We start from the raw sequence: 21,746 nt of genomic DNA on the forward strand, positions 1-21,746 counted from the left end.
ACCTACACGCAGCAGGAGCAGAGAAGCCATGGCGAACGTACCGGTCCAGCGCATGTCCCAGTTGATGGCGAAGACGTTGCGCGACGACCCGGCGGACGCCGAGGTCCTCAGCCACAAGCTCCTCGTCCGCGCCGGGTACGTGCGCCGCACCGCCGCCGGAATCTGGAGCTGGCTGCCCCTTGGCATGAGGGTCCTGCGCAATGTGGAGCGCATCGTCCGCGAGGAGATGGACGCGATCGGCGCCCAGGAGGTGCTGCTCCCCGCCCTGCTGCCGCGTGAGCCGTACGACGCGACCGGCCGCTGGGACGAGTACGGCCCCGAGCTGTTCCGCCTCAAGGACCGCAAGGGCGGCGACTACCTGCTCGGCCCCACCCACGAGGAGATCTTCACTCTCCTCGTGAAGGACCAGGCGTCCTCCTACAAGGACCTGCCGGTGATCCTCTACCAGATCCAGAACAAGTACCGCGACGAGGCCCGGCCCCGCGCGGGCATCCTGCGCGGCCGCGAGTTCCTGATGAAGGACTCCTACTCCTTCGACACCGAGGACGAGGGCCTCGCCCGGTCCTACGCCCTGCACCGCGAGGCCTACCAGAGGATCTTCGCGCGCCTCGGCCTCGACTACCGCATCTGCGCCGCCACCGCCGGCGCGATGGGCGGCTCCAAGTCCGAGGAGTTCCTCGCCCCGGCCGAGGCCGGCGAGGACACCTTCGCCGACTGCCCGAACTGCGACTTCGCCGCCAACACCGAGGCGACCACGTACGAGTTGAAGCCGGTGGACGCCTCGGACGTCCCGGCCGCCGAGGACATCCCGACCCCCGACACCCCGACCATCGAGACCCTCGCCGCCTCCCTCGGCGTCCCGGCCTCGGCCACGCTGAAGAACCTCCTCGTCAAGGTCGACGGCGAGATCGTCGCCGTCGGCGTCCCCGGCGACCGCGAGGTCGACATGGACAAGGTCGAGGCGCACTTCGCGCCGGCCGTCGTCGAGCTGGTCACCGAGACGGACTTCGCGGCCCGCCCCGACCTGGTCCGCGGTTACGTCGGACCGCAGGGCCTGGACAAGGTCACGTACATCGCCGATCCGCGCGTGGCCCCTGGCACCTCCTGGATCACCGGCGCCAACAAGGCCGGCACGCACACGAAGAACGTCGTCGCGGGCCGCGACTTCGAGGTCGACCAGTACGTCGACGTCGTGGTCGTGCAGCAGGGCGACCCCTGCCCGAAGTGCGGCACGGGCCTCGTGCTCGACCGGGCCATCGAGATCGGCCACATCTTCCAGCTGGGCCGCAAGTACACCGACGCGCTCAAGCTCGACGTCCTCGGCCAGAACGGCAAGCCGGTCCGCGTCACCATGGGCTCCTACGGCGTCGGCGTCTCCCGCGCGGTCGCGGCCCTGGCCGAGCAGACCGCGGACGACAAGGGCCTGTGCTGGCCCAAGGAGGTCGCCCCGGCCGACGTCCACGTGGTCGCCGCCGGCAAGGCCCTCCAGACCGAACTGGCCCTCGACATCTCCGGGAAGCTGGCCGCCGCCGGTGTCCGCGTCCTGGTCGACGACCGACCCGGCGTCTCCCCGGGCGTCAAGTTCACCGACTCCGAGCTGATCGGCGTACCGCAGATCCTGGTGGCCGGGCGGCGCGCCGCCGACGGCGTGGTGGAACTGAAGGACCGCCGCACCGGTGAGCGCGAGGAGCTGACGGTCGAGGAGGCCGTCGCCCGGCTCACGGCGTAGGACCTGTGACGGTGCCGGCGTGAGCGCCCCGGGTGACCGGGGCGCTCACAGCCAGCCCGCGAACTCCAGCAGCAGCTCCGCGTCCCGGGGCCGCCCCACGCGCCCGGCCCGCACGCCCGACTCCACGGCCCGGAACAGCGTCCAGCCGCGCAGCCGCTCCTGGTCCACGTCCAGGGACTCGGCGAGCCGCTTCACCCGGCGCCGGGTCGTGGCCGCACCGGACGGCTGGGCGATCAGATCCTCCACCCGGTCGCGGACCAGCCGGGCCAGGTCGAACGCGCACTCGCCGACCACCGGGTCGGGGCCCACGGCAAGCCACGGCGTCCGATCACCGGAGAGCACCTTGCTCTGCCGGAACGTGCCGTGCAGCAGCCGGTGTTCGGGCGGCGCGACCAGCAGTTCCTCACGTGCCGCGAGCGCCAGGCCGACCAACGGGGCCACCTCGGGATCGACCTGCGCCCGGGCCCGCATCGCCTCGGCCTGCCGCCCGGTCCGCTCGGTCACGGTCTCGAAGGGAAAGTCGGCAGGCGGCTCCACCCACAGCCGCCGCAGCGTCCCCGCCGCCTCCAGCAGTGCCTTCGCCTCCGGCAGCGACCGCACCGACACGTCCGGATGCAGCCGCTCCAGCAGCAGTACGCCCTTGGACGTGAAGGGTTCGAGCAGCTGTACGGCCCCCCGCCCGCCCCAGTGCGCGAGCGCGGCCCGCTCCGCCTCCGGGCGAGCCCGGCCCGGCGCCAGCTTCAGCACGGCGGGTGTTCCGTCGGCCGTCCGCACCAGCACGACCAGGCTGCTGCGCCCGCCGGGCACCTGCACCCGCTCCACGGTCAACTCGCGTAGCGCGACGGCCTGCTGCGCCGCCTCTGGCAGCTTCTCCAGCCAGTCGTCACCGTCCGGTGCCGTCTCACCGAGCGCCCTGACCAGACGCTTCGGCGGTTCGAAAACCATGCGCGAGTCGTTCCCTTCGTGCTGTCCGCGGTGCGTGCCCTGCCCGGGTCACGCCGTCGGCGCCGCCAGGGGCGGGGCCGTGCCGGCCCGCTCGGCGAGCCCAGGGAAGGCTACGCTCTCGCCGCGCCAGCGCACCGCCCGCACCGCCGCCTCCCGCAGCGCCTCGGCGGCCAGGGCCCGCCGGCCGCCGCCCGCCGCGCGCACCAGGTCCGAGTACACCGCGGCCACCCGGTCCTCCAGCTCGGCGGCGAGCCGCACGGCCGCCGCCGCGTCCGGCACCGGGAACGGCAGGGCGTACCCGGCGGCCGCCGCCACGGGCCTGCCCCCCAGGTCCTTCACCTCGCGCACCAGCGCGTCCCGGCGCGCCCGGTGCGCGTCGTACGCCGTCCGTGCCTCGGCGCGCTGCCCGTCGCCGATCCGCCCGCCCACCACGCCGTAGCCGTACACCGCCGCGTGCTCGGCCGCGAGCGCCGCCTGGAGGGCCCGCAGCTCCCGGTCCTTCGCCTCGCTCACGCGCCACCCTCCGTCAGCAGATACACGTGCGCCGCCCCGGCCGCCGCCACCGAGGCCAGCAGCCGCGCCAGCTCACCCGGCGCGTCGAGCAGCGCCTTGGCCCGCCGGTCGGCGAGCTCCCGCTCCGCGGCGGCGAGGGCGGCGAGTGCGTCCTTGTCGCCGCCCGGTACGGCGGCGGCCGAGGGGGAGGCGGCAGCGGAAGAGGAAGAAGAGGCAGACGCCTTCCGGCCCGGGCTCGCTCCGAAGGCCTGCGCATGCCCTACGGCCGCCTCCCGCAGCGGCCGCAGCCGCTCGGCGAGGCCCGGGTGGGCGGCGATCACGGCGTCGTACCGCTCCACCAGCCCCTCGCTGTCCCGCGCCGCACGAGCGCGTGCCCGCCGCTCCGCCGCCGACGGGCCGTCCTCCGGGTCGCCTCGGTCCTCGCCGCCGGCGGTGCAGCCCGCCAGGACGAGGGCCGCCGGACCGACGGCGAACAGAGTCCTTCTGCGCGGCCCCGAGCGGGCGCGCGGCGATGAGGGGAACGGCACGTCAGACGTCCTCGGGGGCTCGTACGAGAAAGAAGCGACTCAAAGGGCTGAACGCCCTTGATCACGGTACCCGGGCCCCCGCCCCGGACCACTCAGCGGCACCGTTCGTCACCGGGTGGACGGCAACACACCCCGCGACCGGATACCCTTTGACCAGACACGCGACCCATCCCACAACAGCACACGCGGCCGAGGAGTCACCCGGATGAGCACCACCCAGAGCGAGAGGCTGCGAGAACTGCTGGAACCGCTCGTCACATCCCAGGGCCTGGATCTCGAAGAGATCGAAGTGGACTCCGTCGGACGCAAGCGTGTGCTGCGCGTCGTCGTCGACTCGGACACGGGCGCCGACCTGGACCAGATCGCCGATGTGAGCCGCGAGCTCTCGGCGAAGCTCGACGAGACGGACGCGATGGGTAACGGGGAGTACACCCTCGAGGTCGGCACCCCGGGCGCGGAGCGCCTCCTCACGGAACACCGGCACTACGTCCGCGCCACGGACCGGCTGGTGAAGTTCCAGCTGGCCGAGGGCGGCGAGCTGGTCGCCAGGATCCTCAAGGTCGACGACGAGGGCGTCGACACCGAGGTGCCCGGGGTCAAGGGCCGCAAGGCCACCGCGCGCAGACTCGCCTTCGACGACATCGTCCGGGCGCGCGTCCAGGTCGAGTTCAGCCGCAAGGACAACAAGAAGGAAGAGGAGGCGTAGCCGTGGACATCGACATGAGTGCCCTGCGGGGCTTGGTTCGGGAGAAGGAGATCTCCTTCGACCTGCTGGTCGAGGCGATCGAATCGGCCCTCCTCATCGCCTACCACCGCACCGAGGGAAGCCGCCGCCACGCGCGCGTGGAGCTCAACAAGCAGACCGGCCATGTGACCGTGTGGGCGAAGGAGGACCCTGACGACCTCGAGGAGGGCCAGGAGCCCCGCGAGTTCGACGACACCCCCACCGGCTTCGGCCGCATCGCCGCCACCACGGCCAAGCAGGTCATCCTGCAGCGCCTGCGCGACGCTGAGGACGACGCGACGCTCGGCGAGTACGCCGGCCGTGAGGGCGACATCGTCACCGGCGTGGTCCAGCAGGGCCGCGACCCGAAGAACGTGCTCGTCGACATCGGCAAGCTCGAGGCCATCCTGCCGGTGCAGGAGCAGGTGCCGGGTGAGACGTACCCGCACGGCATGCGGCTGCGCAGTTACGTCGTCCGGGTGGCCAAGGGCGTCCGCGGCCCGTCCGTGACGCTGTCCCGTACGCACCCCAACCTGGTGAAGAAGCTCTTCGCCCTGGAGGTGCCGGAGATCGCCGACGGATCCGTGGAGATCGCCGCGATCGCCCGTGAGGCCGGTCACCGCACGAAGATCGCCGTACGGTCCACCCGGTCCGGCCTGAACCCCAAGGGCGCCTGTATCGGCCCCATGGGCGGCCGTGTGCGCAACGTGATGGGCGAGCTGAACGGTGAGAAGATCGACATCGTCGACTGGTCGGACGACCCGGCCGAGATGGTGGCGAACGCGCTGTCCCCGGCCCGCGTCTCCAAGGTGGAGATCGTGGACATGGCGACCCGGTCGGCCCGCGTGACCGTGCCCGACTACCAGCTGTCCCTGGCCATCGGCAAGGAAGGGCAGAACGCCCGCCTCGCGGCCCGGCTGACCGGCTGGCGGATCGACATCCGGCCGGACACCGAACCGGCCGCGGACCGGACCGGGGAATAGATCCAAGCCGCGGGTCGTTCGGATCACGACAGGTTCGGGCGCGGCAACTGTTCGAATCCTGCCCCAAAGGGGTGAGGCGCCTACGGGGAGGTAGACTTAACGGTGTCTGGCCGGACGCGCACCCGGGCATGCCCTGAACGCACCTGTGTGGGGTGTCGGGAGCGAGTGGCCAAGGCCGAGCTGTTGCGGATCGTGGCGATCGAGGGCGCATGTGTCCCTGATCCACGCGGTACGCTGCCCGGCCGGGGTGCGTATGTGCATCCCACACCGGTCTGTCTTGACCAGGCGGTTCGCCGCCGGGCGTTCACGAGGGCACTGCGCGCCCCGGGAGCGCTCGACACAAAGGCGTTGCGCCGATACGTCGAGCAGACAACAGTTGCCGATCAGGCAACACGGTAAGAACGTGCCGCACGGAACCCCGTGCGGTGTAGGTACCTCGCGAGTCGAAAGCAGGTCGAGATTGCGATGAGCACTCGATGAGTACGCGATGAGTACGCCCATGAACTAGCGACGGTCCGGCTTCACCCGGACCTCAAAGGAGCGAAGTGGCTAAGGTCCGGGTCTACGAACTCGCCAAGGAGTTCGGTGTAGAGAGCAAGGTCGTCATGGCCAAGCTCCAGGAGCTCGGTGAATTCGTCCGTTCGGCGTCTTCGACCATCGAAGCGCCCGTTGTACGCAAGCTGACGGACGCCCTCCAGCAGGGCAACGGAGGCGGCAAGCCCGCCCCCGCCCGCAAGGCTGCCCCGGCGAAGCCGGCAGCCCCCTCCCCGGCGCAGGCTGCCCGTCCGGCCGCCCCGCGCCCGCCGGCCCCCAAGCCGGCAGCCGCCGAGAAGCCCGCGGCTCCGGCCGCACCGGCCACTCCCGGCCCCCGTCCCACCCCGGGCCCGAAGCCCGCGCCGCGGCCCGCCCCGGCGTCCCCGGCTCCGACCACGCCCGAGTTCACGGCACCCCCGTCGGCTCCCGCCGCGCCGGCCTCCTCGCAGGGCCAGGGCCAGGGCTCCGGCCCGCGTCCGGGCGCTCCTCGTCCGGCCGGCCAGGCGCCGCGTCCGGGTGCTCCGCGCCCGGGTGGTTCCGGTCAGGGTGGCCAGGGCCGTGGTGACCGTGGCGACCGTCCCGGCGCCTCGCGTCCGGGTGGCGGCGCCCCGCGTCCCGGTGCCCGTCCGGCGGGTCCCCGTCCGGGCAACAACCCGTTCACCTCTGGTGGCTCCACCGGCATGGCGCGCCCGCAGGCGCCCCGTCCGGGCGGTGCCCCGCGCCCGGGCGGCCCCGGTGCCCCCGGCGGCGCCCCGCGTCCGCAGGGCCAGGGCCAGGGCGGTCCCCGTGCCCAGGGTGGGGCGGGCGGTCCTCGTCCGCAGGCTCCGGGCGGCGCGCGTCCCACGCCGGGCGGTATGCCCCGTCCGCAGGGTGGCGGTCCGCGTCCCGGCGGCGGTCCCGGCGGTCCGCGTCCGAACCCCGGCATGATGCCGCAGCGTCCGGCTGCCGGTCCGCGTCCCGGTGGCGGTGGCCCCGGTGGCCGCGGTCCCGGTGGCGGCGGTCGTCCCGGTGGTGGCGGCGGCGGTCGTCCGGGTGGCGGCGGCTTCGCCGGTCGTCCCGGTGGCGGTGGCGGCGGTTTCGCCGGTCGTCCCGGTGGTCCCGGTGGCGGTGGCGGCGGTTTCGCCGGCCGTCCGGGTGGTCCCGGTGGCGGCGGCGGTCGTCCCGGCTTCGGTGGTCGTCCCGGTGGTCCCGGCGGTCGTGGTGGCACGCAGGGCGCCTTCGGTCGTCCCGGTGGTCCCGCGCGTCGTGGCCGCAAGTCGAAGCGGCAGAGGCGCCAGGAGTACGAGGCCATGCAGGCCCCGTCGGTCGGCGGTGTGATGCTGCCTCGCGGCAACGGCGAGACCGTTCGCCTGTCGCGCGGTGCGTCGCTCACCGACTTCGCGGAGAAGATCAACGCCAACCCGGCGTCGCTCGTCGCGGTCATGATGAACCTCGGCGAGATGGTCACGGCCACGCAGTCCGTCTCCGACGAGACGCTCCAGCTCCTCGCCGACGAGATGAACTACACGGTTCAGATCGTCAGCCCGGAGGAGGAGGACCGCGAGCTCCTGGAGTCCTTCGACATCGAGTTCGGCGAGGACGAGGGCGACGAGGAGGACCTGATGGTCCGCCCGCCGGTCGTCACCGTCATGGGTCACGTCGACCACGGTAAGACCCGGCTCCTCGACGCCATCCGCAAGACGAACGTCATCGCGGGCGAGGCCGGCGGCATCACCCAGCACATCGGTGCCTACCAGGTCGCGACCGAGGTCAACGACGAAGAGCGCAAGATCACCTTCATCGACACCCCGGGTCACGAGGCGTTCACCGCCATGCGTGCCCGTGGTGCGCGGTCGACGGACATCGCGATCCTGGTCGTCGCGGCCAACGACGGCGTCATGCCGCAGACGGTCGAGGCGCTCAACCACGCCAAGGCGGCCGAGGTCCCGATCGTCGTCGCGGTCAACAAGATCGACGTCGAGGGTGCCGACCCGACCAAGGTGCGCGGTCAGCTCACCGAGTACGGTCTGGTGGCCGAGGAGTACGGCGGCGACACGATGTTCGTCGACATCTCCGCCAAGCAGGGGCTGCACATCGACTCCCTGCTGGAGGCCGTGGTCCTCACGGCCGACGCCTCGCTCGACCTGCGGGCCAACCCGAACCAGGACGCGCAGGGCATCGCGATCGAGTCCCGTCTCGACCGCGGCCGGGGCGCCGTGTCGACGGTCCTCGTCCAGCGCGGCACGCTGCGGGTCGGCGACACCATGGTGGTCGGCGACGCGTACGGCCGGGTCCGGGCGATGCACGACGACAACGGCAACCTCGTCACCGAGGCGGGCCCGTCGACGCCGGTTCAGGTCCTGGGCCTGACCAACGTCCCGGGTGCGGGCGACAACTTCCTCGTGGTCGACGAGGACCGTACGGCCCGTCAGATCGCGGAGAAGCGTGCCGCTCGCGAGCGCAACGCGGCCTTCGCCAAGCGCACGCGCCGCGTGTCGCTGGAGGACCTGGACAAGGTGCTGAAGGCCGGCGAGGTCCAGCAGCTGAACCTGATCATCAAGGGTGACGCTTCCGGTTCCGTCGAGGCACTCGAGTCCTCCCTGCTCCAGCTGGACGTCGGCGAAGAGGTCGACATCCGCGTCCTGCACCGCGGCGTCGGTGCGGTCACGGAGTCCGACATCGACCTGGCGATGGGCTCGGACGCCATCGTGATCGGCTTCAACGTGCGCGCCGCCGGGCGTGCGCAGCAGATGGCCGAGCGCGAGGGCGTGGACGTCCGCTACTACTCGGTCATCTACCAGGCGATCGAGGAGATCGAGGCGGCCCTCAAGGGCATGCTCAAGCCGGAGTTCGAGGAGGTCGAGCTCGGTACGGCGGAGATCCGCGAGGTCTTCAAGTCGTCCAAGCTGGGCAACATCGCGGGTGTTCTCATCCGCTCCGGCGAGGTCAAGCGGAACACCAAGGCCCGCCTCATCCGCGACGGCAAGGTGGTCGCGGAGAACCTCAACATCGAGGGCCTGCGTCGCTTCAAGGACGACGTCACCGAGATCCGCGAAGGGTTCGAGGGCGGTATCAACCTCGGCAACTTCAACGACATCAAGGTCGACGACGTCATCGCGACGTACGAGATGCGCGAGAAGCCGCGGGTGTGACACCCACGGCGCCCTGACCGGCCGACGCGGCACCGCCGCGTCGGCCGGCTGGCCGTTTGCCGCTCCTGCGCAGCCGCCTCGGCGCCCCGCCGGGGTGTGCGAGGGACGCAGGACGGGCAAAGGAAAACCCCGTCGAGCCACCGGCAGGCACGCGGTACCGTTCTTGATGTCCCTGCCCCAACCGCAGGGCCATCGATCCCGTACCGGCGGGTCATCCGGACACACATGTACGTGGGGACGCTGTCCTTCGACCTGCTTCTCGGCGACGTACGGTCGCTGAAGGAGAAGCGCTCCGTCGTCCGCCCCATCGTCGCCGAGCTCCAGCGCAAGTACGCGGTGAGCGCGGCCGAGGTGGATCACGTGGATCTCCACCGCAGGGCCGTCATCGGCCTCGCGCTGGTGTCCGGCGACGCGGCGCACGTGAGCGATGTACTCGACCGGTGCGAACGGCTGGTCGCCGCCCGCCCCGAGGTGGAGCTGCTGTCCGTCAGGCGGCGCTTCCACGGCGAAGACGACTGACGAACCGAGAACGACCCAGACAGGAAAGAACGGGAGACGGACCAGTGGCCGACAACGCGCGGGCCAAGAGGCTGGCGGACCTCATCCGGGAAGTGGTGGCCCAGAAGCTGCAACGCGGGATCAAGGACCCGCGGCTCGGCTCTCACGTCACCATCACGGACACGCGGGTCACGGGTGATCTGCGGGAGGCGACCGTCTTCTACACCGTGTACGGGGACGACGAGGAGCGGAACGCGGCCGCAGCCGGTCTGGAGAGCGCCAAGGGCATCCTGCGCTCCGAGGTCGGCCGGGCCGCCGGCGTGAAGTTCACGCCGACCCTGACCTTCGTCATGGACGCCCTCCCGGACACCGCCCGGAACATCGAGGACCTCCTCGACAAGGCGCGCCAGTCCGACGAGAAGGTGCGCGAGGCGTCCGCGGGCGCGAAGTACGCCGGCGACGCCGACCCGTACCGCAAGCCGGACGAGGACGACGAGACGGACGACACCGCCGAATGACCCAGAAGCACACCGCGCCCGACGGCCTCGTCATCGTCGACAAGCCGTCGGGCTTCACTTCGCACGACGTCGTCGCCAAGATGCGCGGCATCGCCAGAACGCGACGCGTCGGGCACGCCGGCACCCTGGACCCGATGGCGACGGGCGTCCTCGTCCTCGGCGTCGAGAAGGCCACGAAACTCCTCGGCCATCTCGCACTGACCGAGAAGGAGTACCTGGGCACGATCCGGCTCGGGCAGAACACCCTCACCGACGACGCCGAGGGGGAGACCACCTCCTCGACGGACGCCTCCGGGGTCACCCGTGACGCCATCGACGCCGGCATCGCCAAGCTGACCGGCGACATCATGCAGGTGCCGTCCAAGGTCAGCGCCATCAAGATCAAGGGCGTGCGGTCCTACAAGCGGGCCAGGGAGGGCGAGGAGTTCGACATCCCGGCCCGGCCCGTCACGGTCTCTTCCTTCGGCGTGTACGACGTCCGGGAGGCCGTCGCCGAGGACGGCACGGCCGTACTCGACCTGGTCGTCTCGGTCGTCTGCTCCTCCGGCACGTACATCCGGGCCCTGGCCCGCGACCTGGGTGCCGACCTGGGCGTCGGCGGGCATCTCACCGCCCTGCGGCGCACCCGCGTCGGCCCTTACAAGCTGGACGCGGCCCGCACCCTCGACCAGCTCCAGCAGGAGCTGACCGTGATGCCGGTCGCCGAGGCCGCCGCCGCCGCGTTCCGCCGCTGGGACGTCGACGCCCGGCGCGCCCGGCTGCTCACCAACGGCGTACGGCTGGACATGCCCGAGGAGTACGCGGGCTCCGGCCCCGTCGCCGTCTTCGACCCGGAGGGCCGCTTCCTCGCCCTCGTCGAGGAGCAGCGGGGCAAGGCCAAGAGCCTGGCCGTCTTCGGCTGACAGCACGCCGGGACCGTCCGCCCGTGGAGCGGCGACCACGGGGTACCCCCACTGCCGCCGCTCCACGGTCCCCCTCGGTTCCCCCACCCCTAGGGTGTATCCAGCCGCCCCGCTTCGTTCACCCGTCCGTGCAGGCGCTCGGAGTGAACCGGGGGAGCGGAAGGGGGCGCTTTCGCCGAGCGATCTGTCCCGCTGATCATCTCGCCCCTACCGTCGAACACCAGGCCACGGGTGTACGGCGGGGAGGCTCGACGATGACGTCGCGGAACCGGACCCGGGAGACGGACGGCAGCGCACGAGGCTCCCTGGACCGCCCCGGAACAGCAGAGCGGACGACCGAGGGAACCGACGGCGGGGCATCCGGCCCGGCCCTCGTCCGCATCCACGACCTCGCCGGCCGCCCTCGCGGCACCGGCTTCCTGGCCGACCGGCACGGCACGCTCGTCACCAGCCACGAGGCGGTCGACGGCCTGCCCCGGCTCGTCCTGTACGGGGCGGGGGACCGCCGCCGGGTCGTGCCCGCCGACGCGGTGACCGCGCTGCCCGCGCTCGGCCTGGCCCTCGTACGGACCGAGGGCCTCGGTGTGCCGCCGCTGCCCGTCACCGTGCGGGGCGGGGCCGGGACGGGCGCCTATGTGCGGATCGCCGCCGACGGCTGGCGCGAGGCCCGGGTGCTGGGCTCGACCGCCGTGACGTACACGGCCACGGACCGCCTCCACCGACTCGACGGCGCGCTGGAACTGGCGGTCGGCACGGCAGGGCGGGACGCGCTGCGGCGGGGCGGCGGGGCGGCCGGCGGCCCGGTGCTCGACGCCGCGACCGGCGCCGTCGTCGGTGTCCTCGGCACCGCGCTCAGCTCCGACCACAGCGACGTCGGATTCGCCGTACCGCTGCATCCCCGGGTGCCCGGCGCGGCGGCCCCGCTAGCCGAGCTGCTCGCCGAGAACGCGGCGACGGTCCCCGCGTACGGCGCCGACCTCAATCTGGCCGGAGTGCTGGAGCTGACCGGCACCGCGGTGGCGCTGGACGGCCCGCCCGGCGGCACGGGGCTCCCGGAGCCGGTCGAACGGGCGGCTGTCGTGGCCGAGTTCAGCGCGTTCGAGGCAGGCCCGGCGGCCGTGCTCGGCCTGGTCGGGGCGCCCGGCAGCGGTCGTACGACGGAACTCGCTGCGCTCGCCGCGCGCCGCGCGCGCAGCGGGCATCCCACGCTGTGGGTGCGCGGCTGCGAACTGCGGGACGACGACGCCTCGGTGGCCGACGCGGCACGCCGGGCGCTGACCCGGGCCGCCCATGCCGTGGCCGCGTCCCGGTCCCGTTTCCTGCCGGCCGACCTGGGCGACACCACGCCCGAGCGCCTCGCCCGTCTCGCCGGTGCCCTCGGCCGGCCCCTGCTGCTGCTCCTCGACGGCCCGGAGGAGATGCCCCCGGCGCCGGCCCGCCGCCTGGCCGACTGGAGGGAGGGGACGGCGCGGTGGCTGCGGGAGACGGGCGTGCGGCTGGTCGTGGCGTGCCGGGCGGAGTACTGGGAGGGGGCGGGGTTCCCGGCGGAGGTCCTGCACCGGCCGGCGGGTGCCGAAGGGCGGCCCGCGTGTGTGCGGCTCGGTGATCTCACCGAGGACGAGGCCCGGCAGGCCCGCCTGCGCTACGGCATCCCGGAGAGCGCCCTCGTCGACACCGACGCCCGGCACCCCCTCACCCTGCGACTGCTCGCCGAGATCCGCGACGCCCTCGGTGTCTGCGACGGCCCGGGAAGTGCCGGTGTCCCCGACAGTCCCAACGGCCCCGGCGCCACCGTCGGCCGTGACGACGTCTTCGCGGCCTACCTGGACCTGATGTCCCTGCGCATCGCCCAGCGCCTGGCCGCAGGGAACGTCCTGTGCGGTGCGGCCGTGCGCCGGCTGGCCGCCAAGGTCGCCGGGCAGGTGCACGAGGCGGCCCGGCGCAGCCTCGGACCCGGGCTGGGGGATCTGGACCGGGAGTCGTTCGAGACGGTGTTCCCGCGGGGGCCCGCACCGGCGCGGCTCGGCGGCGGCACCGGCTGGGCGTCGGCCGTCCTCGCCGAGGGCCTGCTCGTGCCCGCCGGAGCCGGTTACCGCTTCGCCCACGAGGAGCTCGCCGACTGGCTCCAGGGCATGCACCTCGACATCGACGAGGCCCTGCACGCCCTCGTCCACCGCCGGCAGGACGCGGCGTGCGACCCCGTCCCGCACCACCGCATCGGGCCCGTCGTGCAGGCCCTGCTGTTCCTCGCCCGCCAGTACGGCACCGGCCGACTGGCTGCCAGGCTGGCGGACCTGGTGCACGCCCTGGACGCCGATCCACGGTCCTGGTGGGCCCTCCGGCTGCTCGCCGGGACCCTGTCGGCCGTACCGGAGGCGACGCCGTACACGGAGGTGCTGCGGCTGCTCGCCGACCGGATCGTGGTCTGGCGGCGGCAGGACAGGCCCGTGCCGGAGGAGGTCGGGCCCGCCTTCTGGGCCGGTCTACGGCTGCCGGAGGACGAGCGGTTCGCACTGCTGAGACGGCTGGTGCACGCCGACGGCCCGCCGTGCGAGGCCGGTCCCCGGTTCCTGGACACCGTCGCGCGGCTGCTGGCCGCCGACCCCACCGCCGTACAGCCGCTGCTGGCCCGCTGGTTCGACGACGGGCAGCCGCTGCCGGCCACCCCGCACGCGACCGTGGCCACGGCCGCGCAGGCACTGCTGCACACCCACCGGCACGGCGCCCTGGACGACTTGGCGGACGTGCTCGTCGACCGTGCGCACCGGAGGGCCGACGAGCTGCTCGCCGTGCTGGCCGAGGAGGAACCGTCGGCGGTGTGCCGGGCCGTCGACCGGTGGGCGCGCGACGAGCGGCCGGCGCGACGCAGTGCCGCGGTGGCGCACGGCCTGCGCGTCGCGCCGCAGGTGAGCACCGGAGGCGACCGCGCCCTGCTGCGCTACGCGGCCCTCACCCTGCTCGCCCGCCCCGCCGACCGGGCCTTGCACGGCGGCGCCCTCGCCCTCCTCGTCCAGGATCCGCACACCCGGGCCCGGTATCTGCCCCGGGCGCTGGAGCACTTCGCGGCGGGCGACCCGCACCTCCCGCCGGACGCGCCGGCCGCCGCCCTCCTCGCCCACCCCGAGCCGGTCCTCGGCGCCTTCGCGGTGCGGCTGGAGCGGCCGGACCCGGAGGAGGCGCTGCGGGCGCTCGCCGACGCCACCCCGCCCGGCCTGGCCCGGCGGGTCGCCGCGCTGGTGGGGCAGGCGGCACAGCGGCGGCCGGAACTCGCCGGGCACGTGGCCGCGTACGTGGACCGGCGGCTCGACCGGGGCCCTGCCGCCCGGGCCGTGCTCCTGCCGCTGGTCACCGGCCTGCTTCAGGGCGGCCCGGTGCGGCTGAGGTGCGCCCTCGCCGCGGTCCTCACCCCGCCCGGCATCCCCGCCTCGCGCCCGTTGCGCCGCGAGCTGCGCGAGGTGCTCCTTGCCCGCGAGCAGGACATCGACGTCCTGGACGCGTTGCTGCGCGCCGCCGCCCGGAGCGGCGGGGACGACCTGCGCGACCTCGTCCGCCGCATCGGACTGCTCCTGGTGCGCACCCCGGAGGGCGCCGGCCGCTTCGACCGCGCCCTGGTCGACCTCGGTCGGCAGGTGCCCGGCTTCGCCGCCCGCGTGGCGCGCTGGCTCGCCGACGCGCCCGAGGAGTGGGCGGCGCTGGTCGGGCCGAGCTCCCACCGGACGATCGAGAACCTGGCGGGCGTACGCGTCCCCGCCTGAGGGGATCCCGCGCAGGCGCCGGAGGGGACCGCGGCGTCGTGCGCCCTGTCACAGCCCCCATGCCGATGCGGGCCCCAGGCACCCGGCATGGCACCCTTAGACCTGCGTACGAGGCAACCAGGACAACCACGGACACGGGTTCGACGAGCTTTCGACAAGGAGCAGGCACAGTGCAGCGCTGGCGTGGCTTGGAGGACATCCCCCAGGACTGGGGGCGCAGCGTCGTCACCATCGGCTCCTACGACGGAGTCCACCGCGGACACCAGCTGATCATCCGGCATGCCGTGAACCGCGCCCGGGAGCTTGGTGTGCCCGCCGTCGTCGTCACCTTCGACCCGCACCCCAGCGAGGTCGTCCGCCCCGGCAGCCACCCGCCGCTGCTCGCCCCGCACCACCGCCGCGCCGAACTCATGGCCGACCTGGGCGTGGACGCGGTGCTCATCCTGCCCTTCACGACCGAGTTCTCGAAGCTCTCCCCGGCCGACTTCGTCGTCAAGGTCCTCGTCGACAAGCTGCACGCCAAGGCCGTCGTCGAGGGCCCCAACTTCCGCTTCGGCCACAAGGCCGCCGGCAACGTGGAGTTCCTGGCCGCGCAGGGCAAGACCTACGACTTCGAGGTCGAGGTCGTCGACCTGTACGTGACCGGCGAGGCGGGCGGCGGCGAGCCGTTCTCCTCGACGCTGACCCGTCGTCTGGTCGCCGAGGGCGACGTCGAGGGCGCCGCCGAGATCCTGGGCCGTCCGCACAGGGTGGAGGGCGTGGTCGTCCGGGGCGCCCAGCGCGGCCGCGAGATGGGCTTCCCGACCGCCAACGTCGAGACTCTGCCGCACACCGCCATCCCCGCCGACGGTGTCTACGCCGGCTGGCTGCACGCCCAGGGCGAGGCGATGCCGGCCGCGATCTCCGTAGGCACGAACCCGCAGTTCGAGGGCACCGAGCGCACGGTGGAGGCGTACGCCATAGACCGGGTGGGCCTCGACCTGTACGGCCTCCATGTCGCCGTCGACTTCCTGGCGTTCGTGCGGGGGCAGGCCAGGTTCGACACGCTGGACGCCCTGCTGGAGCAGATGGCCGAGGACGTCAAGCGCTGCCGGGAGCTGGTGGCGGCGGCCGAGCGGTCCGCCTAGCGTCCCTGGCCGTCCGCGCACCCGCTATGCGCTCGCGGCCTCGTCCGGGTGGAGGGCGTCGAGGATGAGGGTGAGGCCGAAGGTGAACTCGTCGGCATGGTCGTAGCCCGGCTTGAGGACGTGCTCGGTGGCCAGTTCGGTCAGGTGGGGGTAGGTGTCGGCGGGCATGTCGCGCAGGATGGCGCCCGCGACCTCGTCCAGCTCCGCCGCGCCTTTGAACGGCAGGCTCAGCTCCTGGAGCACGAAGCCGTACAGGTAGCTGTCGATCAGCGAGACCGCGTGCGCGGCCATGGGGACGGAGAATCCTCCGGCGCGCAACGTCCCGATGACGGCGTCGTGATGGCGCAGGGTCGCGGGGCCGGGCTGGGAGCGGGAGTCCATGAGACCGACCGCCCAGGGGTGACGCCGCAGGACGGCACGGGCGGAGTCCGCGCGGTGGCGCAGGGCACTCTTCCAGTCCATGTCGCGCGGCGGTAGGTCGATCTCGCCGAACACCGCGTCCACCATGCCGTCGAGGATGTCCTCCCGGCCCGCGACGTGGTGGTAGAGCGACATCGCCTCGACGCCCAGCGGTTCGGCGATGGCCCGCATGGTGAGCGCGGCCGCCCCCTTCTCGTCCGCCACTGCGACCGCCGTGCGGATCACGCGCTCGCGACTGAGCGGAGTGCGCGCCGACCCCCTCCGCCGGCCCTTGTTCCCCTCGCCCATCCAGGCCCTCCTCCTCGCTTCCCCCGGTACTCCCTTGACCGCCTTACAGTATAAGGCTAGCTTGCCTTACAACATAAGGTTGGCATCCCGGCGAAGGGGGCTGCGCCATGAACACGGATCGCGTGAAGAAGGTCTGCATCATCGGGGCTTCGGGGAAGCTCGGGCAGTACATGGTCGGGCACGCGCTGGAGCGCGGCTACGAGGTGGTCGGGGTGTGCCGGGAGCGCAGCGTGCCGAAGCTGGCCGCGTTCGAAGGCCGGATCACCGTCGTCCCCGGGCCCACCGACGACCCGGAGGTGATCCGGCGGGCGGTCGCCGGGTGCGACGGGGTGCTGACGGTGCTGGTGCCGTGGGGTGTGCGGCAGTACGCCTCGGGCACGGCGCAGGCGGTGCTGGACCACGCACGGCCGGGCGCGCGCCTGGTCTTCTCCTGCGGCTGGCACATCACGCGCGACGGCAAGGACAGGTACTCGCGGCTGTTCACTCTGGGGGTCCGGATCGCCGCCGTGCTGGGCAAGCTCGTCCGCGCCGTCGAACTCGACGACCAGGTCGAGGCGTGCCGGCGGGTGTTCGCCAGCGACACCGCCTGGACCGTGGTGCGCGGCAGCTCCCTGGAGGAGGGCGAGAGCCAGGGCCTGCCCGTGTGGAGCCGGCGCGTGGGCGACCCGGTACTGGCAAGCAATCTGACGCGGCGGGTGGACTTCGCGCTGTTCATGGTGGAGGCACTCACGGACGACACGCTCATCCAGGAGGCCCCGGCGATCGTCGGCTGCCGGACCCCCAGCGCCCTCGCTCATGCCGGGGGGTCTCGCGCCTAGGTCTGAAACTGACGGACGTTATTGACAGGTGGGTCTCCCGTCCTTAGCCCATACTCCGGGAACTCCGCGACAACCGCCTTGGCACTCAAGCACCAACGGCCGCCAGCCAGGCCCCACGTCGAAGTCATACGGTCGAAGTCATACGAAGGGTCTCGCAAGTGTCGCCTCACCGGCTCCAGCACGTCGCCTGAAGCCGGGGAAGTCCCAGCCATCCCGCCCCCTCACGCAGCAGTGACCCCCGATCCTGCGGTCCACGGCTCGCGCGACGTGATCCACAAGAGAAGCCCTGGCAGGGCGACGCAGTGAGCCGGGCGGTCCCGTCCGGCTTCGCCCTCAGCGCGTCGCCCAGTGGCATGCCACCTGGGCCGTGCCGCTGCCGTCGAGGATCTCCGGATCCTGGGTGCGGCACGCGTCGGCGACGCCCGCCCGTTCCGCCTCGCCGCTCGCGAGGATCTGGCAACGGGCGTGGAAGCGGCAGCCGGACGGCACACGCGACGGGTCCGGGGGCTCGCCGGTGAGGACCACCGGGTCGCCGGGCGCCTCCGGGAGCACCGACAGCAGGGCCTGGGTGTACGGGTGACGGGGCGCGGTCAGGACCTGCTCCACCGCGCCCGTCTCCACGATCCGGCCCAGGTACATCACGGCGACCCGGTCGGCGATGTTCCAGGCCAGCCCCAGGTCGTGCGTGACGACCAGCGCGGACAGGCCCAGCTCGTTGCGCAGCCGCAGGAGCAGGGCGAGGATCTCACCGCGCACGGAGGCGTCGAGGGACGCCACCGGCTCGTCGGCGACGAGGAGTTCGGGTTCCAGGACGAGCGCGCCCGCGATGACGACCCGCTGACGCTGCCCGCCCGACAGCTCGTGCGGGTAGCGCAGGAAGAAGCGCTCCGGGGGGCGCAGACCTGCGCGGGAGAGGGCCTCGGCGACCGCTGTCCGTTCGTCGCCGCCGTAGCGGTGGATGCGCAGGCCCTCGGCGACCGCGTCGTACACCGTGTGCCGCGGGTTGAGCGAGCCGCTCGGGTCCTGGAGGACCAGCTGGACGCGCTTGCGGTACGCCTTGAGGGACCGGCCGGAGTACTCCAGCGGGCGGCCGTCGAAGGTGACCCGGCCCGAGGTCGGCTCGACCAGACCCAGCAGACAGCGGGCCAGGGTCGTCTTGCCGCAGCCGGACTCGCCGACCAGCGCGACGACCTCGCCGGGCCGGATGTCGAGGTCGACCCCGTCCACCGCGCGGGCCCGGGGGCCGCCGTGCCGGTCGGGGAAGGTGACGTGCAGGTCCTGGGCGCTCAGCAGCGGTGCCGTGGTGACCTCGGGCGCCGTGGGGGACATGCTCATGGCGTGCTGGGCCTCGCTTCCTCCAGGGCTTCCGGATCCGGCGCCTGACGGGCCTCACGGGGCTCCTCCGCCGGCGGCCCGACCAGGACGCACGCCGCCCGGCGCTCCGGCCCCGCCTCGCGCAGCACCGGGTCCTCCTCGGGGCAGGACTCCAGCGCCACCGGGCAGCGCGGATGGAACGTACAGCCGGACGGCAGCGCCGCCGGGTCGGGCGGGTCACCGGCCAGCCCCTGCGGCGCGAACCGGGAGGCCGGGTCGCCGATGCGCGGGAACGCGGCCGACAAGGCCCTGGCATACGGGTGCCGGGCGTCCTCGTACACCTGCCGGGCCGGGCCCTCCTCGACCACCCGCCCCGCGTACATCACCGCGAGCCGGTCACAGGTGTCGGCGAGGACCGCCAGGTCGTGGCTGATCATGATCAGGCCCAGGTCCTGGTCCGCGACGAGCTGTTCGATGAGCCGGAGGATCTGCGCCTGGATCATCACGTCGAGCGCGGTGGTCGGCTCGTCGGCGATGATCAGCCGCGGATCGCAGGCCAGCGCCATGGCGATCATGACGCGCTGGCGCTGCCCGCCGGACAGCTCGTGCGGATAGGCGTCCGCACGGGCCGCCGGCAGGCCGACGTGCTCCAGCAGCTCCCCGGTCTTCTTCTTCGCCCCGGCCGGGGTCGCCTTCCGGTGCAGCAGGATCGGCTCGGCGATCTGGTCGCCGATGCGGTGCACGGCGTTCAGGGAGTGCATCGCGCCCTGGAACACCACCGAGGCCCCGGCCCAGCGGACCGCCCGCACCCGGCCCCACTTCATCGTCAGCACGTCCTCGCCGTCGAGCAGGACCTCGCCCGTGATGCGGGCCCCGGCGGGCAGCAGCCGCAGCAGGGCCAGCGCCAGCGTGGACTTGCCGCAGCCGGACTCCCCGGCGAGGCCCAGCTTCTGGCCGGCGTCCAGGCGCAGATCCACCCCGCGCACGGCCGCGGCCCCGCCCGCGTACGTCACCGTCAGGTCCCTGACGTCGAGCAGAGTCACCGCGACACCCCCAGCCTGGGGTTGAGGACGGACTCCACGGCCCGCCCGCACAGCGTGAACGCCAACGCCACCACGGCGATGGCGATGCCCGGCGGCACCAGGTACCACCAGTCCCCGGCACTGACCGCGCCCGCCTCCCGCGCGTCCTGGAGCAGCCCGCCCCACGACACGACCGTCGGGTCACCGAGGCCGAGGAAGGCCAGCGTCGCCTCGGCGAGGATGGCGCTGGAGATGATCAGGGTCGTCTGGGCCAGCACCAGGGGCATGACGTTGGGCAGCACGTGCCGGGACATGATGTGCCAGTGCCCGCCGCCGAGCGCCTTCGCCCGCTCGATGTACGGCCGCGTCTCCACGGCGAGGGTCTGCGCGCGCACCAGCCGGGCCGTGGTCGGCCAGGTGGTGACGCCGATGGCGACCACGGTCGTGGTCAGCGAGCGGGACATCACCGTGGCCAGGGCGATCGCCAGCACCAGCGTCGGCATGACCAGGAACCAGTCGGTGATCCGCATCATCACCGTCGCGTACCAGCCCTTGAAGTGGCCCGCTGTGACCCCGATCAGGGTGCCGATCGCGACCGACAGCACGGCCGCGAGCAGCCCGACCAGCAGCGACACCCGCGAGCCCCAGATCACCAGGCCCAGCAGGTCCCGGCCGAACTGGTCGGTGCCGAGCGGGAACCCGGCGCTCGGGCTCTGCATCGGACGCCCCGGCGCGTCGGTCACACTGCTCACGTCGGAGCCGACGAACAGCGGCGCGAACAGCGCCAGCAGCGCGCACAGGGCGAGCGCGGTCAGGCCGTACAGCCCCGCCCGTTCGGTGCGGTACTGCCGCCAGAAGCGGGCGACGGAGGCCCGGCGCCGCTGCCGGGCGAGGGCGCGCGGGCCCGGGCCTGGGCCCGTCTCGGTCGTCGTCGTCATCGGGCCACCCGGGGGTCAAGCAGCGGATAGACCAGGTCGGCGAGGGTGTTCATCACGATCACCGCGGCGGCGAACACGAAGAACAGCCCCTGCACCAGCGGCAGGTCGGGCACGCTCAGCGCCTGGTAGAACAGCCCGCCGAGGCCCGGCCAGGAGAACACCGTCTCGACCAGGATCACGCCCGCCACCGTCCGGCCGAGATTGATGAAGATCAGTGTCACGGTCGGCAGCAGGGCGTTCGGCACGGCGTGCCGGCGCCGCACCAGGTCGTCGCGCAGCCCCTTGGCCCGCGCGGTCGTCAGATAGTCGCTGCCCATCTCGTCCAGCAGCGCCGACCGCGTGACCAGCAGCGTCTGCCCGTACTCCACGGCCACCAGCGTCACCACCGGCAGCACCAGATGGTGCGCCACGTCGAGGACGTAGGCGAAGCCCTCCTTGCCGCCCGACTCCATGCCACCGGTCGGGAACATGCCCGGGAGCGGGCCGATGCCCACCGACAGCACGATGATCAGCAGCAGCCCGAGCCAGAAGGACGGGATGGAGTACAGCGTCAGCGCCAGGCCGGTGTTGATCCGGTCGCCGAGTCCGCCGCGCCGCCACGCCGAGCGGGTGCCGAGGAAGATGCCCAGCGCGGTGTAGAGGACGAAGGCGGTCCCGGTCAGCAGCAGGGTGTTCGGCAGCGCCTCGGTGATCTTGTCGACGACAGGAGCACGGAACTGGTACGACGTCCCGAAGTCGCCGGTGAGCGCCTTGCCGCAGTAGTCCGTGAACTGCCGCCACAGCGGCAGGTCGAGCCCGAACTCCTCTCGGTAGGCGGCCAGCTGCTCGGCCGAGACCTGGCGGCCGCCCGTCATGGTCTTCACCGGGTCGCCGGGGATCAGCCGGAAGAGGAAGAAGCTGGTGACGAGCACGGCCAGCAGCGATACGGCCGCGCCCGCCACCTTGCCCGCGAGGTACCGCGGATACGCGGATCTCCTGCGTGCCCGGGGCCCGGCTGCCGGCTTCCTCTCCTCGACCAGCGCGGGTGTCGCGTCTGCGGTCATGGGTATCCGCTCGCCCG

Annotated in this window: 19 protein-coding genes; 11 read left to right on the forward strand and 8 right to left on the reverse strand. The window is 73.0% G+C overall.

Annotation, left to right across the window (positions count from 1 at the left end):
* The first annotated feature begins 28 nt into the window (after positions 1-28).
* Entirely contained in the window at positions 29-1,729 is a 1,701-nt protein-coding gene (locus tag PV963_RS33390) for a proline--tRNA ligase (RefSeq protein WP_274820148.1), read from the forward strand.
* A gap of 45 nt (positions 1,730-1,774) precedes the next feature.
* Here PV963_RS33390 and PV963_RS33395 read toward each other — a convergent pair whose 3' ends face one another.
* Genes PV963_RS33395 through PV963_RS33405 form a run of 3 tightly spaced genes read right to left on the reverse strand, consistent with a single transcriptional unit; the run spans position 1,775 to position 3,714 of the window.
* Complete coding sequence (locus PV963_RS33395; protein ID WP_274820150.1) at positions 1,775-2,674, reverse strand: aminoglycoside phosphotransferase family protein; 900 nt, start codon at positions 2,672-2,674, stop codon at positions 1,775-1,777.
* A 48-nt stretch (positions 2,675-2,722) separates the two neighbouring features.
* Positions 2,723-3,187: a ferritin-like domain-containing protein gene (locus PV963_RS33400; protein ID WP_274820152.1), complete on the reverse strand. Its 465-nt coding sequence runs from the start codon at positions 3,185-3,187 to the stop codon at positions 2,723-2,725.
* Complete coding sequence (locus PV963_RS33405; RefSeq protein WP_274820154.1) at positions 3,184-3,714, reverse strand: hypothetical protein; 531 nt, start codon at positions 3,712-3,714, stop codon at positions 3,184-3,186. Before PV963_RS33405 ends, PV963_RS33400 begins: the two co-directional genes overlap by 4 nt.
* A gap of 205 nt (positions 3,715-3,919) precedes the next feature.
* On the opposite strand from PV963_RS33405, the gene rimP reads away from it, so the two are divergent.
* The 9 genes from rimP to PV963_RS33450 all read left to right on the forward strand — a co-directional run bounded on the left by rimP (position 3,920) and on the right by PV963_RS33450 (position 15,886).
* Entirely contained in the window at positions 3,920-4,420 is a 501-nt protein-coding gene (gene rimP, locus PV963_RS33410; protein WP_274820156.1) for a ribosome maturation factor RimP, read from the forward strand.
* Between the two features lie 2 nt (positions 4,421-4,422).
* A complete protein-coding gene (gene nusA / locus PV963_RS33415; RefSeq protein ID WP_274820158.1) occupies positions 4,423-5,421 on the forward strand; it encodes a transcription termination factor NusA in 999 nt (332 codons plus the stop codon).
* Positions 5,422-5,523: 102 nt separating this feature from the next.
* Positions 5,524-5,820, forward strand: coding sequence for a YlxR family protein (locus tag PV963_RS33420; RefSeq protein ID WP_274820160.1), 297 nt, complete (start codon positions 5,524-5,526; stop codon positions 5,818-5,820).
* Positions 5,821-5,966: 146 nt separating this feature from the next.
* Positions 5,967-9,086: a translation initiation factor IF-2 gene (infB, locus tag PV963_RS33425; RefSeq protein WP_274820162.1), complete on the forward strand. Its 3,120-nt coding sequence runs from the start codon at positions 5,967-5,969 to the stop codon at positions 9,084-9,086.
* 225 nt (positions 9,087-9,311) lie between these two features.
* On the forward strand, positions 9,312-9,605 hold the full coding sequence (locus tag PV963_RS33430; RefSeq protein ID WP_274820163.1) for a DUF503 domain-containing protein: 294 nt from the start codon (positions 9,312-9,314) through the stop codon (positions 9,603-9,605).
* A 44-nt stretch (positions 9,606-9,649) separates the two neighbouring features.
* On the forward strand, positions 9,650-10,102 hold the full coding sequence (rbfA, locus tag PV963_RS33435) for a 30S ribosome-binding factor RbfA (RefSeq protein ID WP_274820165.1): 453 nt from the start codon (positions 9,650-9,652) through the stop codon (positions 10,100-10,102).
* A complete protein-coding gene (truB, locus tag PV963_RS33440; protein WP_274820167.1) occupies positions 10,099-11,004 on the forward strand; it encodes a tRNA pseudouridine(55) synthase TruB in 906 nt (301 codons plus the stop codon). The genes rbfA and truB overlap by 4 nt, the downstream gene beginning before the upstream one ends.
* Before the next feature lie 254 nt (positions 11,005-11,258).
* Positions 11,259-14,759, forward strand: a complete 3,501-nt coding sequence (locus PV963_RS33445) for a trypsin-like peptidase domain-containing protein (RefSeq protein ID WP_274820168.1) — start codon at positions 11,259-11,261, stop codon at positions 14,757-14,759.
* A 170-nt stretch (positions 14,760-14,929) separates the two neighbouring features.
* Positions 14,930-15,886, forward strand: a complete 957-nt coding sequence (locus tag PV963_RS33450) for a bifunctional riboflavin kinase/FAD synthetase (RefSeq protein WP_274820169.1) — start codon at positions 14,930-14,932, stop codon at positions 15,884-15,886.
* Positions 15,887-15,910: 24 nt separating this feature from the next.
* Here PV963_RS33450 and PV963_RS33455 read toward each other — a convergent pair whose 3' ends face one another.
* Entirely contained in the window at positions 15,911-16,594 is a 684-nt protein-coding gene (locus PV963_RS33455) for a TetR/AcrR family transcriptional regulator (protein WP_274820171.1), read from the reverse strand.
* A gap of 107 nt (positions 16,595-16,701) precedes the next feature.
* Between PV963_RS33455 and PV963_RS33460 the strand changes: the two genes are divergently transcribed.
* Positions 16,702-17,412, forward strand: coding sequence for an NAD(P)-dependent oxidoreductase (locus tag PV963_RS33460; protein WP_274820172.1), 711 nt, complete (start codon positions 16,702-16,704; stop codon positions 17,410-17,412).
* 333 nt (positions 17,413-17,745) lie between these two features.
* Here PV963_RS33460 and PV963_RS33465 read toward each other — a convergent pair whose 3' ends face one another.
* Genes PV963_RS33465 through PV963_RS33480 form a run of 4 tightly spaced genes read right to left on the reverse strand, consistent with a single transcriptional unit; the run spans position 17,746 to position 21,729 of the window.
* Entirely contained in the window at positions 17,746-18,747 is a 1,002-nt protein-coding gene (locus tag PV963_RS33465; protein ID WP_274820174.1) for an oligopeptide/dipeptide ABC transporter ATP-binding protein, read from the reverse strand.
* Positions 18,744-19,769 (reverse strand): ABC transporter ATP-binding protein, encoded by a 1,026-nt coding sequence (locus PV963_RS33470; RefSeq protein ID WP_274820175.1) that lies wholly within the window; start codon positions 19,767-19,769, stop codon positions 18,744-18,746. Before PV963_RS33470 ends, PV963_RS33465 begins: the two co-directional genes overlap by 4 nt.
* A complete protein-coding gene (locus PV963_RS33475; protein ID WP_274820176.1) occupies positions 19,766-20,686 on the reverse strand; it encodes an ABC transporter permease in 921 nt (306 codons plus the stop codon). The genes PV963_RS33470 and PV963_RS33475 overlap by 4 nt, the downstream gene beginning before the upstream one ends.
* On the reverse strand, positions 20,683-21,729 hold the full coding sequence (locus PV963_RS33480) for an ABC transporter permease (RefSeq protein WP_274820177.1): 1,047 nt from the start codon (positions 21,727-21,729) through the stop codon (positions 20,683-20,685). Before PV963_RS33480 ends, PV963_RS33475 begins: the two co-directional genes overlap by 4 nt.
* Positions 21,730-21,746 lie beyond the last annotated feature (17 nt).

The sequence above is a fragment of the Streptomyces coeruleorubidus genome, assembly GCF_028885415.1.
GTDB classification, from domain to species: domain Bacteria; phylum Actinomycetota; class Actinomycetes; order Streptomycetales; family Streptomycetaceae; genus Streptomyces; species Streptomyces coeruleorubidus_A.

Bases quoted from the DNA above. Each gene is read 5' to 3' on its own strand.
- PV963_RS33390 (WP_274820148.1), top strand. From the start codon at position 29: ATGGCGAACGTACCGGTCCAGCGCATGTCCCAGTTGATGGCGAAGACG.
- PV963_RS33395 (WP_274820150.1), bottom strand. From the start codon at position 2,674: ATGGTTTTCGAACCGCCGAAGCGTCTGGTCAGGGCGCTCGGTGAGACG.
- rimP (WP_274820156.1), top strand. From the start codon at position 3,920: ATGAGCACCACCCAGAGCGAGAGGCTGCGAGAACTGCTGGAACCGCTC.
- PV963_RS33430 (WP_274820163.1), top strand. From the start codon at position 9,312: ATGTACGTGGGGACGCTGTCCTTCGACCTGCTTCTCGGCGACGTACGG.
- truB (WP_274820167.1), top strand. From the start codon at position 10,099: ATGACCCAGAAGCACACCGCGCCCGACGGCCTCGTCATCGTCGACAAG.
- PV963_RS33445 (WP_274820168.1), top strand. From the start codon at position 11,259: ATGACGTCGCGGAACCGGACCCGGGAGACGGACGGCAGCGCACGAGGC.
- PV963_RS33455 (WP_274820171.1), bottom strand. From the start codon at position 16,594: ATGGGCGAGGGGAACAAGGGCCGGCGGAGGGGGTCGGCGCGCACTCCG.
- PV963_RS33460 (WP_274820172.1), top strand. From the start codon at position 16,702: ATGAACACGGATCGCGTGAAGAAGGTCTGCATCATCGGGGCTTCGGGG.
- PV963_RS33465 (WP_274820174.1), bottom strand. From the start codon at position 18,747: ATGAGCATGTCCCCCACGGCGCCCGAGGTCACCACGGCACCGCTGCTG.
- PV963_RS33475 (WP_274820176.1), bottom strand. From the start codon at position 20,686: ATGACGACGACGACCGAGACGGGCCCAGGCCCGGGCCCGCGCGCCCTC.
- PV963_RS33480 (WP_274820177.1), bottom strand. From the start codon at position 21,729: ATGACCGCAGACGCGACACCCGCGCTGGTCGAGGAGAGGAAGCCGGCA.